The sequence below is a fragment of the Lederbergia citrea genome, from assembly GCF_018343525.1.
Classification (GTDB): Bacteria; Bacillota; Bacilli; order Bacillales; family Bacillaceae_C; genus Lederbergia; species Lederbergia citrea.
In genome coordinates this window covers 577,116-589,304 of the sequence record NZ_JAGYPH010000001.1, presented here as the reverse complement: position 1 = coordinate 589,304, position 12,189 = coordinate 577,116, and the positions used below count along the sequence as shown (strand labels likewise).

Below are 12,189 nucleotides of genomic sequence, written 5' to 3'. Positions count from 1 at the left end.
TTACTTACATGTAAATTCAAATGTATTTTTTTCTATCCAGATTGTTTCACCAGATGTTTTGATAATAATATCAAAACGCTTTCTGTAGGGATGCATAAACACTTCGTACTGAATCCGACGTTCTTCGTGAGACTTCCTTAAATAATTGATATCGGTTCCCCTTTCAACAATATCACGACTCGACCTTCTCATTAATTCTGTTTCGCCATCTGTATAGAAGTAAATTTTCAAATCAAATAAATCCGGATTAATAAATGCAGCACTCATTCCTTCTACAACCGTAACTTTGTTTTCCGAAGAAATTAACTTACTTTTCATATAATGTGTATCTATCGTATAAAAATCTAAACCATCTCTAACCATCTGAACATCTCTTTCTAAAGAAGGTAAATGATGCGCTGATGGATGGCAAGCCGTCATTTTATAGCGATGATTTTCGTTTTGATATGTATAGTCGATAATTGCTTGCTTTCGTATGTTCGAACTAACAATATACGAATCTGTATTAATATAATTCACTTCATTTTGATTTAGTAGTTTTAGAAGCCTATTTGCAAATGTTGTTTTTCCAGCAGCACCATGTCCAGAGATTCCAATAACAACCTTTTCATCAGTCATTCTAATCCAATATATGATTTTCTTTAATAACTTGTCCATCCCTCTCCCCCTTTTTCCTTTTTTTAAATTGTTGCTTATTCTAATTTTTATGAAGAGATAAAGTTGAAAATAACGAAAGGCAAGAAAATAATAGATCCCTTCACTACTTTTCCATAGATAGCTCTATTCGAGGTCGGGTTGATCTAAACCATTGTAAACAAAGTATATAAATAAGAACAATGTCGATGGCATCTCCACCATAATACATGAGCATGCCTCCAATCTCGGCTTGTTCTAATTGTACCCCATTAGGTGGATGAGCGTAGATGTACTTTGATAAAATACCATGGCAAGCTAAAGCGATAACTAATACGATTGCACGGTTCAAAAAAGGGATCCGATGGGATATCGGATCAATATAGATCATTGACACTGTAAAAAGATAGCTTCCACGAATACATGGAAATGCACTATTAGATGCAGAAGGGTATTTTCTTGCATAAGTGAGTACAGATTTGTCATGTACAATAACCAAAGTCCCCCTATGTTAAGGAGGGATGCAACAACGGGATGGGTGAATATCCGCGATGGCCAGCTCCTTAGAACCTTCGAAAGCCTTCTTGCTAAGGGAACGCTTAGCGTACGTAGCCCGAGTGTCATCGGTGCAGCTAATACCATTAGCAATGGCGCTAGCATCCCCAAAAACAAATGACCAAGCATGTGCGCTACGAAATCTGCATGGGCACGATTCGCTAGTGGACCAACAACAGCAATAATCGCTAAGTGAACTCCTAAAGCCCAACAAACAGTACGGTATATCGGCCATGGCCTTCGACGCCTACTGGAAACCACTACGGCAAAGATATACAAAACCAAAGCTAACACAAACGGTAGACCTAAAAGAAGCTGTGGTAGTATACCAATAAGATGATGAATGTGGGTTCCCTCTATATGTATGAGGTTATTAATGTTCATGAGATGGCATTCCCAGATTCTTGTTTATTTCGTCTAAGAACAACAAGGCTGAAACCGAATATGATCATGATTAGAGCCGATATGTTCCATATTAGGTCGTAGACAAATAAATTATCTACATAACGAATCTGGTGTATCCGCATTAATTTGTGTTGTATTATGTTGTCGTATAACTGGAATGTGCCTGCACCAAGTAACACGCCTCCCCACCATTTCGTGAGCCACAACATGTTTCGTCGCTGAAGATCGGCGAACAAAAATCCTCCCCCAATTGTCGCAAACCAACTAAAAGCATGAAATAAACCATCTGAGACTAATCCAATATCAGTCGTAGACTTATCATAAAAATGATGCCAATGTAGTATCTGATGAAAGATAGCCTCGTCTAAAAAGGCGACTAAACCAACTCCAAAAAGAAAGCCGGATAATAAATTACGACTTTTATACTCAGATCTTTTCTTATTATTTGAATTATTTTTCCGATTTCTATTTTTAGTAGCCATTTTCTACTCCCTTGTTGGGTTTGATATATATGTATCGTTACCACTTACCTCTCTTATTAAAACAGGCAATATACAAAAACCCTAGATAGCTGAAATCGAAAAGAATAACTATATTTTCAAGCTTAAAAAAAAGCCCAATTAATGTTTAAGGTAATAAAAGCAAATGGTGTAGGGAAACTTAGAATAGAACTAAACCGAGTGTCTTTTATTAAAAAGGAGTGTTTTGAATGGAAAATAAGAATAATGAAAATAAAAAAGATTCTTTGAATCTTGCTGGAAGAACGTATGAGGTTGAGGATTATAATCGGAAAGACACTTTATCGGCAGGACTCGCAACTACCCATGAACAAGTTTCTGATGCTTATATGGAAGGTGAGATTGGTGCGGTTATTGACGATGTTAAAGGAACAGATATTGAATTAAATGAGAAGGAATAGAAGAAGAATCTCAGTATTTAACATACTTATATCAAAATCTAAAAGGTAACAATAAAAAAACTCTTTAAGTGATGGTAAAGTAACAGATGCTTTAAGATGGAACTTCAGGAAATAACAGAAATCTGTTGTTCCTGAAATTCCTGTTTTAACGAACCTCCGGCGGTGTCGAAGGTCTATTTAAAATACTTATTCAGAAAAGAGGTAATAAATTGTATTACTATAAAGAAGAACTAATTAATATAATTAAACCAGATCAACCAGACCCCGAAGCCGCGAGAGTGTTGCAAGAAATACTCGGTGGCCATTTTGGCGAAATGCGAACAATGATGCAGTATTTCTTCCAAAGCTCTAATTTTAGAGGCAAAGACACTCAATACAGAGATTTGCTTCGTGGTGTTTTCTTAGAAGAAATCGCTCACGTAGAACTTGTGCAACATACGATAAATCAATTGTTAAATGATTCTGGAGAATCTACAGTTCCAGGGAATGCTGGTGTAGATCATGCCCCTCTTGATGATGCCACGAGACATGCAAATCCACATCATTATATAATCGGAGCACAATCTTCATTACCCGTAGATGCTTCCGGAAATCCTTGGAATGGCTCTTGGGTCTATGCACATGGAAACTTGATAGCTGATTTACTAGATAATCTAGTTCTAGAATCTACCGGAGTCCTTCAAAAAACTCGTATTTATGAAATGAGTTCCAATAAAACATTTCGTGAAACACTTGGATTTCTAATAGTTCGAGATAACGCTCATCAAAATGCTTTCGCTAAAGCCTTAGAGACGTTGGGTGTGGAATGGGGTAAGGTTTTCCCGATTCCCAACTATGATATCAACAAGTACCCTGAATGCAGAAAGTATGTTGAGATGGGATACCATAATGCACAGTTTAATTTCAGACTAGATGCAACTCGTATCGGTGAAGTATTCCAAGGACAATCCCCCAGCAGGAATAAAGGTTCACTTGAAATGACTAATCCCCCCAATGGATTTCCAGTACCCTTAATGCCAGAAATGCCCAACGAGCATAGTCCTGGTATCCAAGATATGAATAACTAGATCTTGAGTTAAGTCCCTGGTAGTTTTAATACTAGGGACTTAAATATTGAATTAAACACTTTATTGTCAAACAACATGGGCTAGCTTAGCTCGTTTTAGACAAGTAAACCAAGATTTTTTTCTCTATATTACATCATTTCAACTGGGTGATAACTTACCTATGTACAGTAACGCGGTGATGCTTAATATAAGAAAACAACCCGATTACTAAAGTCACTATTACAGCCGCATTGGCAGTAATGTTTACAATATTTACTTCAGGAACTTGCTTATTCAGGTAATATATCCAGTCGCCAACCAAGGGATCTTGAGCGATTCCGATGATATCATTTTGAGCTATGATTCCTCCTGCAATGATATTGATCCAAAAATAGGTTGTTGCAAGTTTTACAACCAATTGTAAAAAATAGAGCGAAATTAAGAGACTAAAAAAAATACCAAAGATAATTAGGCCCATGTGTTCCGATATTCTGGATATGACAATTACTCCATCCCACCAACAAATGAAACATTGGAAGATTTGAAAGTCCATTAACCAAAACGACATATAACGTTCGTGTAAAGGTAAGAACGATGGCAGCGAGAAAGTTTATGCTCAAATATGAATGCTTTCGCAATATGTTTCCAAGGATGAGCATGTTGTCAATGTCACTCACCAAGTTCATGGAAAATATCTTGAGGAACTCCAGCATCTATTCTCGAATTCCTTTAATTATACATATTTCTCTAACTATTTTTATGCAAAATTAGCTTCTTTATTTTGAAAAAAATAAAGAGACTCGTTTTTTTAGAAAAGCATTTTAAAATCAAAAAGAAATCATTGGGAAATAATGGTCATAGAGATCATCATAATGATTTGGAAATGCTATTGTTTGCTGGCTTGGTATCTCCATATGAAATTAACCAGATGATGTAAAGGAGCAGATGTAGGCACATTAACTAATTATGAAAATCGATTGAAATATAGTAAGGAATAACAAAAATCACTTAAGTGGATTCTTCTCACTCAAGTGATTAAATCAAATATAATATGTATCTGTCTTTAAGTTGGTATTTTTTCAAATCCACTTCACTCGTTCTGCCCTATGCCCTCTAAGCCTCTAGGTATAGATAGGATAGGCTACGCAATGTTAGGGGATTAAATATCAAGTTTACGGGTACCGATCCATTTCACAATTTCAGGATCGTTATGTGAAAAGAACAAGCTTTTTTTCGTATCTAAAGTAGTAATTATTTCCATATCCTCCTGGCTTAATTCAAAGTCAAAGATATTGATATTTTCGATGAGTCTTTCCTTACGAACCGATTTTGGAATAGCTACAACTCCTCTTTGTGTCAACCAACGTAAAATCACCTGGGCAACGGATTTATTATGCTTTTCGGCTATTGATACTAAAATTTCGTTTTGGAACATGCCATTTTTACCTTCAGCAAATGGTCCCCAAGACTCTATTTGAACATTGTTCTCTTTCATAAATTTAGCACTTTCTATTTGCTGGCAGAAAACGTGTGTTTCAATTTGATTTACTGCGGGAACTACTTCATTATGAGTAATCAAATCCACCAGACGGTCCGGATAGAAATTGCTAACTCCAATTGCCCTGATCTTACCCTCACGATACAATTCCTCCATAGCGCGCCAAGAACCATATATATCACCATATGGCTGATGAATTAAATACAAATCCAAATAGTCCAATTGCAGTCTTTCCAGAGATCTTGAGAATGCTTTCTTTGCGCTCTCATAACCTGCATCCTGAACCCAGAGTTTTGTGGTAATAAACAATTCCTCTCTTGGCAAATCACTCCGCTTGATTGCTCTGCCGACTGCTTCTTCATTTAGGTAAGATGCAGCGGTATCGATCAGACGATAGCCCGCATTAATAGCGTCATATACAACTTGTTCACATTCACTTTCATCTTGAATCTGAAAAACACCCAAGCCTAGTATAGGCATCTCAACACCATTGTTTAAAATTACTTTTTGCATATAAAATCCCTCCTGTTTGTTCAACTAAAATATTTTTATTAGAAATGGGTTCATCAATATCAATTTTAGATAAAGCATTATTTAGGCTATCTAATTCTTTCTTTTGTAAATTCTATTTCAGCTCCACCTAGTTTTCTTCTAATCTATGTAATTTTGTTGTACCCGGAATTAGGAATAATAAATTTTTTTGAACTAATTCCCATACAACCGAGTCCAATAGCGGAACTTCCAATCCGCTTTTTTTAAAAACTGTCAACTCCATATCAATAATTTGATATTTTTTTGATGAAAATAAAGGTATTTAACAACTTGGGCATCCTTATTATGCAACAAAGGAATTCACGACTGGTATCAAAATCGTATCAAATGATTGCATAATCCTCTCACATTATTTAAGTAGAAAGTAAATTAGGAAATATTGGGGCCATCACGGATTAAGAAAACAAGGAGAAAGTTATGCTTGACCAATTATATAGACAAAGAGTTGATATATGGGCATAAAACTTGCGAATGTAGCGAAAAAAATCCACGAAAAACGAATCACATAAAAAAAGGAATGTCAGGAAAATATAATAGTGTATGATAAATGTGAATAATGGAGGAGAACATGGATGAAAAAGTTTTTATTATTGTTTTTGACCATTGGTTTATTCTTAAGTGTTGGCAATCCTATCTTGACTAAAAGTCAACAGCCAGATTATGTAAAGTATGGACGAATTGCAACCGCTGTTGTAAAAGAAGATTATCCCGGTGAGGAAGTTGTTGATTATCAGTATGTTGGAAGACAAAAATTATCTAATACCGTTGTGATGGATTCTTTTAGTTTTCAAGTAAAGGAAAATAATAAACCAGTAACTGTCATTGTTAAAATATCCCACAGTCTAAATAACAAAAAGCTTCTAAATTTAACAGTAGAAGAAAAGAAGGCATAGGAGAGAAACTCTCTTATGCCCATATATAACATAACAAAAAAGTCTTTTAAATCTAAGTATTATTGCATAATACCGATTCGTCTTTTTAAAATAAGATGGGCTATTCCGATTCCTTGATTTTATTTATGAAATTCATATTAAGTGATTAATTCACAATAATGTTAAGTGAATTCCCCAGTTTTCCTGCGCTAATTTGATACTAATAGAACAGTTCTAATCATACCCTAATAAAAGAAAACAATAAGAAGGGGTGAATGTTAGTTGAAAAAAGTGAAGGTTGGTTTGCGCCCCATTGTAAGTAAATTAAATTTACCTACCGTTTTGAAAACAACTAGACTTCCTGGTGATTCCATTGAAAGATTATTTATTGCAACCCAGGTCGGAGAGATTTTTTACATAGGAAACGGAGATATTAGGACTTTTTTAGATATTCGCCCGCAAATCTTAAAACTAGGTACTTCTGAGCCAGGTGTTTCCCGTGGCGGATATGATGAACGGGGATTAGTTGGGCTAGCGTTTCATCCCCAATTTTATTATAACGGTCTGTTTTATCTTCATTATTCAGTAACTGGAACACAAGGTCCAGGTGCTCTTTCTGAACATTTTTCCCCTGACCCGTGTGATCCCAAAACTTTAAATCTAAGGTGGGTCAATAGAGAAACTCAATATGATCATATTGATACTGTAGAAGAATGGATTTTTCAATCGAATGGACAACCTCAAAAACGACGAACAATACTTAACTTAAGAAGACCATTTTTTAATCATAATGGTGTCAATAGCTTAAATTTTTCACCTGAATCAGGAAACCTTGTTTTAACAACCGGAGATGGTGGAGCAGGCTATGATCCATTTAATTTAAGCCAGGATGATATGGAAATCGCCGGTAAAATAATTGAATTTGATGTAGTTAAGAATACATTTATCGATAATCCACCTGTAGTCACACGTTTTGATGAACTTCCAGTATCTATCCAAGAAACACTTACTGTCATTGCCAAAGGGGTTCGAAATATACCAGGAATTTCTTATCAAAGGTTTTATAATCAATATATTAAATATGTAGGAAATGTCGGACAGGATTTGGTAGAGGCACTTTTTTCATTCGTTCATTATAAACCAATACCGGTTACTCAGCTTGTTCAAGCTTCATTAACGAAATCTAAAATTGACCAAGAAGGTTTTATTAACTTTGGCTGGCGAGGGTGGGAAGGTGCTTTTCCTACTTCGACTAAAAATAGTTGCTCTGCAAATCCGTCTTTGGATGAGAAAACAATTGCTTATTACGATGAATCAATAAACACTTCAGTGAAGCGTCTTCAGCCTTTAGCTAGTTATTTTCACAAAGATCCAAGACCTGAAAAATTTGGAGGAACCGCACTTACAGGAGTCCATCCGTATATGGGAAGTGCAATTCCAAGTCTAACGGGAAGTGTTGTATTTACCGATATTGCGCGTCGTAATGAATCTCCGACTAGAGGGGTTTTAGCATATACTAGGGTCAGAACAGATTGTAAACTAAGCGATTTTAGTGTTATTGAAACCGATTATAAATTTGGGTCCCAATCAGCTTATTATGTAAGTTTGGGATCGAATTTGGATCAAAGTAGATTATATTTAGGGGTTTATGGCTCTATGAAAGTGACTGATTTTAACCAAGGTACTGTTTTTGAAATTGTTCCAGATTCATAACTATGAAATTCTATTTAATAGTAGCTTTATTGGATTTAATTAAATCGAAAAATAAAACAAACAAGAGAGCAATCATGTTCCCTTGTTTGTTTTATTTTTATTATCATTCTGTTATTAACACCTTATTGACATCCATCTATTCCACAAACCATTCCTTCAGGGAACTCAGCGCCTTGTTTACTTATCTCCTCTTCGATTATTTTTGAAAGTGTCTCTTTCGAATGTACACCTGGAAGTTTAGTATCTCCAATTACAAAAGTAGGCACCGAAGTGATATTCGCTTCCTCGTACGCATGTTTTAGTGCTATTTGATGCACTTCTTTGTATTTTCTAGTTTCTAGCGCCTCCAGATACTCTTTTTCATCTAGACCAATTTCACCGGCTAACTTGGTTAATACCTCAACATCGCCAATGTCTTGTTCTTCTTGAAAGAACGCACCCAGCATCCGATCATTATATTCATTACCCTTACCTTTTTCCTTGGCATACTGATAGCCTTCAAAGGCTAAATGCGTATAGGGTTGAGGCGATACTCTTGGAAGGACGATATCAATGCACATCCGTTCAGCCATCGGGTATACAGACTGCTTCCATGTACTCTGCAAATAATGACCCTCGGGCTTTAAAGTTTCATTTGGATACGGACGCAACTCAAACGGCATCCATTCCACTTCCACGTCTTTCCCTTTTATTGCTTCTTCTAAGGGGTGTTCTGCAAGAAAACAAAATGGACACATGTAATCTGAATAGACTTTTATCTTTATTGTCATTGTTATGACCTCCTATTGAATTGAATTCTATATCTGGATACAGTTGTTTCATTGTAATTCAAACTTTCCATTCGAGTCCAGCGCAGCATAAATTATGAAATGAATAAATTCTGAGGGTACAAAAAAACCGGCGGGCGCCGGCTTTTTTTCATATAACGATATCAGCTCTTTTGAGCATTCATTGCTTCCCATTCTTCTTTGCTAGGACCATATACTCCAGGAACTTTCAAGTCAGCTTGTCTCATAAGGACAGTCAATTGTCCACGATGATGAGCCTGATGTTGAATTAGCAGACGGAAAACAGCTTGGAACGGCATGTCCATTCCAAATAAATTCACCATTTTGTTCATTTTTTCTTCTGAAACCTGTTTAGAAAACGCTTGTGTTAACCGCTGACTTATTGTTTTATAGGTCTCACTGATTTCAGTAGCTGATTTCGGTGCATCTTTTTGAAGATCAGGAACCTCAAATTTTAATCCGACCTGTGAAGGAAAGTAGTAAGTTGCCCCAGTAATGTGCCAAGCCAGACTTCCGATGCTGTATAATCCTGGAGAAACCTCCTGATTCAACGATTCATCCGTAAGCACATCCAGCACTTTTTGAGTAACAGCTACTTCTTGTTTCCATTCGTTCAAGAAATCATTTACTGATGTAAACATTCCATTCCCTCCTTAAATTAGCAAGCCTTTAAATTCATTGTATCATGTTCAGCTAAGTATACAGTTAATTTAAGTTGTTCTTAGCTAGCAAGTTGATTTGTTTTAGGACTATACTTATATTTTCTCATAAAAATAGATACCGAAGCCAATATTACCGATAAAAATCCGACCAAGACGACGTATTCTGTTCCCAATTTTGCAATGAATAATCCACCGATCGCTGCACCAATCGTTGTTCCTAAGTTAGCAGATGTTAAAAATAAGCCATTAGCGAAATCAGGCGCTTCGGGAGCCGAAGACATAATCCAATATTGATTTATATTTCCACCCAACCCTGCTAAGATTCCCCAAATTAAAGTAATGATTGCCATAGGCGCGGATAAATGTCCAAATAGGAATAATATGATATAAATAGCACCCAATGCAAAAGGAAAAGCCGCTACAGATTTTAGGGCATTTTTAGTAAGTAACGTTCCCGCCACAATGTTTCCAATAATATTGGCTGCTCCAAATATAAATAACGTAAATGTAATGGTATTTGAAGACATATTCGTAACAGTTTTCAAATATTCCGCAAAATAACTATAAACCCCAAATACCGCCGCATTGAGAAAAATAACAGCAATGATCGAATGCCAAGTAATTGATTTTTTTAATACGGAAACCTGCGCTCCATATGAAAGCTTTTCCTCAACAGGCATAGATGGTACAAATAGTAATGTGGCGATGAATGCGATGGCATTTACAACGGTAAAGAATACCATTGCCATTTGTAAAGAGGTTGTACTGGCTATAAAACTTGAGATTGGTACGCCTATCACTATTCCCGCGGATACTCCGATAAACACTTTAGAAACAGCTTTAGGAGCTTCTTCTTTGCTAACCGAGGCAGCAGCTACTGAAAATGCCAATGAACAATAAACCGGATGAAAAAAGGCTGGTATTGCGCGAGCCATTAATGCGACTGTGAAGTTAGATGTAAAGATAGATATGATGTTTCCCACAATGAAAACACCAAGTACGAGTAACATGACCTTCCTCCGATTAATACCAGAAAACAATAAAGGCATCGTTGGACCGGATCCCGCCACAACAAGGGCAAACACACTCACGAGCAACCCTGCTTTTGATACACTGACATCAAAATGTTCAGCGATGTGAGGCAGTATGCCAATAACTCCCATTTCAGTATTAAGAATTCCGAAAACGCCAATTGTTAATATAAATATGAGTAAATTGTTTTGTTTAGCCAAAAGTTATACCTCCGAATTTCTCTCTTATATCGTTATTTCTAAATGTAACCAAACCCCCTTACCTAATATGTCGATCCGTCGTGCGCCATAGACCCCTTCTTACCGTTGTTGTCACCCTTTGATATTTATTCTAGCTATGCTTTTTGTATATAGCTAATACTTATATCTTATATTGAGATATGCTTGATGAGCATTTCTGGAATGTATATACTAAAATTAGTAAGAGGAGGAGTTGTAGGTGGAATTTAGAGTATTGCGGTATTTTCTTACAGTTGCAAGAGAAGGAAGCATAACGAGGGCTGCTGATTTTTTGCATGTTACACAGCCAACCTTGTCAAGACAATTAAAAAACCTGGAAGAGAAGTTAGGGAAAAAACTATTTATTCGCAGCAGTCACAGTATCATTCTTACAGATGAAGGAATGCTCCTGCGAAAGAGAGCAGAAGAAATCGTTGATATGGTCGATAAATTAGAGGCAGAATTTAGCTCCATGGAGGAAACAATCAGTGGTGATATTTACATAGGTGGTGGGGAAACAGACGCCATGAAACAAATTGCACGGGTAGTAAAAGATTTACAATTAAGTTATCCAAATATACTGTATCACCTATACAGCGGAAACGAAGATGACGTGACCGAACGGCTTGACAAGGGATTGCTTGACTTTGGTATATTAATTGAACCAGCTGATTTATCAAAATACAATTATATCAAGATCCCAGCCAAAGATGTTTGGGGCGTTGTTATGAGAAAAGACAGTCCTCTTGCTTGCAAAGAAACCATTCAAGCAGTGGATTTATTAAATATTCCGCTAATCTGTTCACGACAGGCTATCAAACAGACATTTTCTAAAAATGAATTTGCCGATTGGTTTGGAGAAGATTTTGCTAAATTAAACGTTGTGACTACATACAATCTTGCATATAATGCTGCCATTATGGTTGAAGAGGGCATTGGTTATGCAATAACTCTTGATAAAATAGTAGATACGTCTAGTGATAGTAACCTTTGTTTTAGACCACTAAAGCCAAGACTTGAATCTGGCTTAAATATTGTTTGGAAAAAGCATCAGGTTTTTTCCGCTGCTGCTGAGATGTTTTTAAAAGAAATTCAGAAGAAATTTTCAAATTCAATAGAGGAAGTATAGGAAAAATCTTTTAACATATTCCATAAAGAAGCCACCATTGTTCTTGAAAACAAATCAATATAAGGCAACTGCTAACTGAACAGTTGCCCAGACTACTTTGTACATTCCTCCACAATCTATCTAACCTTACTCCAACATATATTCTAGATGTTCAAATCAGCATACCT

The 12,189-nt window shown here is 36.2% G+C and carries 12 protein-coding genes and 1 pseudogene; 5 read left to right on the top strand and 8 right to left on the bottom strand.

Annotation, left to right across the window (positions count from 1 at the left end; translation table 11 throughout):
- The 3 genes and pseudogenes from KHA88_RS03070 to KHA88_RS03060 form a co-directional block, all read right to left on the bottom strand.
- Positions 1 to 657: a uridine kinase family protein gene (locus tag KHA88_RS03070; protein WP_213097222.1), complete on the bottom strand. Its 657-nt coding sequence runs from the start codon at positions 655 to 657 to the stop codon at positions 1 to 3.
- Between the two features lie 103 nt (positions 658 to 760).
- A pseudogene (locus KHA88_RS03065) lies at positions 761 to 1,548 on the bottom strand (cytochrome c oxidase assembly protein).
- A gap of 20 nt (positions 1,549 to 1,568) precedes the next feature.
- A complete protein-coding gene (locus tag KHA88_RS03060) occupies positions 1,569 to 2,075 on the bottom strand; it encodes a DUF2243 domain-containing protein (protein ID WP_213097223.1) in 507 nt (168 codons plus the stop codon).
- Positions 2,076 to 2,302: 227 nt separating this feature from the next.
- Between KHA88_RS03060 and KHA88_RS03055 the strand changes: the two genes are divergently transcribed.
- Positions 2,303 to 2,512 (top strand): YozQ family protein, encoded by a 210-nt coding sequence (locus KHA88_RS03055; protein ID WP_213097224.1) that lies wholly within the window; start codon positions 2,303 to 2,305, stop codon positions 2,510 to 2,512.
- A 209-nt stretch (positions 2,513 to 2,721) separates the two neighbouring features.
- Complete coding sequence (locus KHA88_RS03050) at positions 2,722 to 3,579, top strand: manganese catalase family protein (protein WP_213097225.1); 858 nt, start codon at positions 2,722 to 2,724, stop codon at positions 3,577 to 3,579.
- A gap of 154 nt (positions 3,580 to 3,733) precedes the next feature.
- Here the strand turns inward: KHA88_RS03050 and KHA88_RS03045 are convergent, their stop codons facing one another.
- Positions 3,734 to 4,036: a hypothetical protein gene (locus KHA88_RS03045; protein WP_213097226.1), complete on the bottom strand. Its 303-nt coding sequence runs from the start codon at positions 4,034 to 4,036 to the stop codon at positions 3,734 to 3,736.
- 681 nt (positions 4,037 to 4,717) lie between these two features.
- On the bottom strand, positions 4,718 to 5,569 hold the full coding sequence (locus KHA88_RS03040) for an aldo/keto reductase (RefSeq protein WP_213097227.1): 852 nt from the start codon (positions 5,567 to 5,569) through the stop codon (positions 4,718 to 4,720).
- 611 nt (positions 5,570 to 6,180) lie between these two features.
- On the opposite strand from KHA88_RS03040, the gene KHA88_RS03035 reads away from it, so the two are divergent.
- Both KHA88_RS03035 and KHA88_RS03030 read left to right on the top strand, forming a co-directional pair.
- Entirely contained in the window at positions 6,181 to 6,501 is a 321-nt protein-coding gene (locus tag KHA88_RS03035; RefSeq protein ID WP_213097228.1) for a DUF3889 domain-containing protein, read from the top strand.
- A 261-nt stretch (positions 6,502 to 6,762) separates the two neighbouring features.
- Positions 6,763 to 8,193, top strand: a complete 1,431-nt coding sequence (locus KHA88_RS03030) for a PQQ-dependent sugar dehydrogenase (protein ID WP_213097229.1) — start codon at positions 6,763 to 6,765, stop codon at positions 8,191 to 8,193.
- Between the two features lie 122 nt (positions 8,194 to 8,315).
- Here the strand turns inward: KHA88_RS03030 and KHA88_RS03025 are convergent, their stop codons facing one another.
- The 3 genes from KHA88_RS03025 to KHA88_RS03015 form a co-directional block, all read right to left on the bottom strand.
- Positions 8,316 to 8,963 carry a DsbA family oxidoreductase gene (locus KHA88_RS03025; protein WP_213097230.1) on the bottom strand — a complete coding sequence of 216 codons (648 nt, stop codon included), beginning with the start codon at positions 8,961 to 8,963 and terminating at the stop codon, positions 8,316 to 8,318.
- Between the two features lie 161 nt (positions 8,964 to 9,124).
- Positions 9,125 to 9,622: a DinB family protein gene (locus KHA88_RS03020; RefSeq protein ID WP_213106881.1), complete on the bottom strand. Its 498-nt coding sequence runs from the start codon at positions 9,620 to 9,622 to the stop codon at positions 9,125 to 9,127.
- 80 nt (positions 9,623 to 9,702) lie between these two features.
- Positions 9,703 to 10,875 carry an MFS transporter gene (locus KHA88_RS03015; RefSeq protein WP_213121385.1) on the bottom strand — a complete coding sequence of 391 codons (1,173 nt, stop codon included), beginning with the start codon at positions 10,873 to 10,875 and terminating at the stop codon, positions 9,703 to 9,705.
- Positions 10,876 to 11,113: 238 nt separating this feature from the next.
- Here KHA88_RS03015 and KHA88_RS03010 point away from each other — a divergent pair, with 238 nt between their 5' ends.
- On the top strand, positions 11,114 to 12,022 hold the full coding sequence (locus KHA88_RS03010) for a LysR family transcriptional regulator (RefSeq protein WP_213121384.1): 909 nt from the start codon (positions 11,114 to 11,116) through the stop codon (positions 12,020 to 12,022).
- Positions 12,023 to 12,189 lie beyond the last annotated feature (167 nt).

Excerpts from the sequence above, each read along its gene's own strand:
- KHA88_RS03025 (WP_213097230.1), bottom strand. The coding sequence starts at position 8,963 with ATGACAATAAAGATAAAAGTCTATTCAGATTACATGTGTCCATTTTGT.
- KHA88_RS03070 (WP_213097222.1), bottom strand. The coding sequence starts at position 657 with ATGGACAAGTTATTAAAGAAAATCATATATTGGATTAGAATGACTGAT.
- KHA88_RS03045 (WP_213097226.1), bottom strand. The coding sequence starts at position 4,036 with ATGGGCCTAATTATCTTTGGTATTTTTTTTAGTCTCTTAATTTCGCTC.
- KHA88_RS03020 (WP_213106881.1), bottom strand. The coding sequence starts at position 9,622 with ATGTTTACATCAGTAAATGATTTCTTGAACGAATGGAAACAAGAAGTA.
- KHA88_RS03035 (WP_213097228.1), top strand. The coding sequence starts at position 6,181 with ATGAAAAAGTTTTTATTATTGTTTTTGACCATTGGTTTATTCTTAAGT.
- KHA88_RS03060 (WP_213097223.1), bottom strand. The coding sequence starts at position 2,075 with ATGGCTACTAAAAATAGAAATCGGAAAAATAATTCAAATAATAAGAAA.
- KHA88_RS03040 (WP_213097227.1), bottom strand. The coding sequence starts at position 5,569 with ATGCAAAAAGTAATTTTAAACAATGGTGTTGAGATGCCTATACTAGGC.
- KHA88_RS03055 (WP_213097224.1), top strand. The coding sequence starts at position 2,303 with ATGGAAAATAAGAATAATGAAAATAAAAAAGATTCTTTGAATCTTGCT.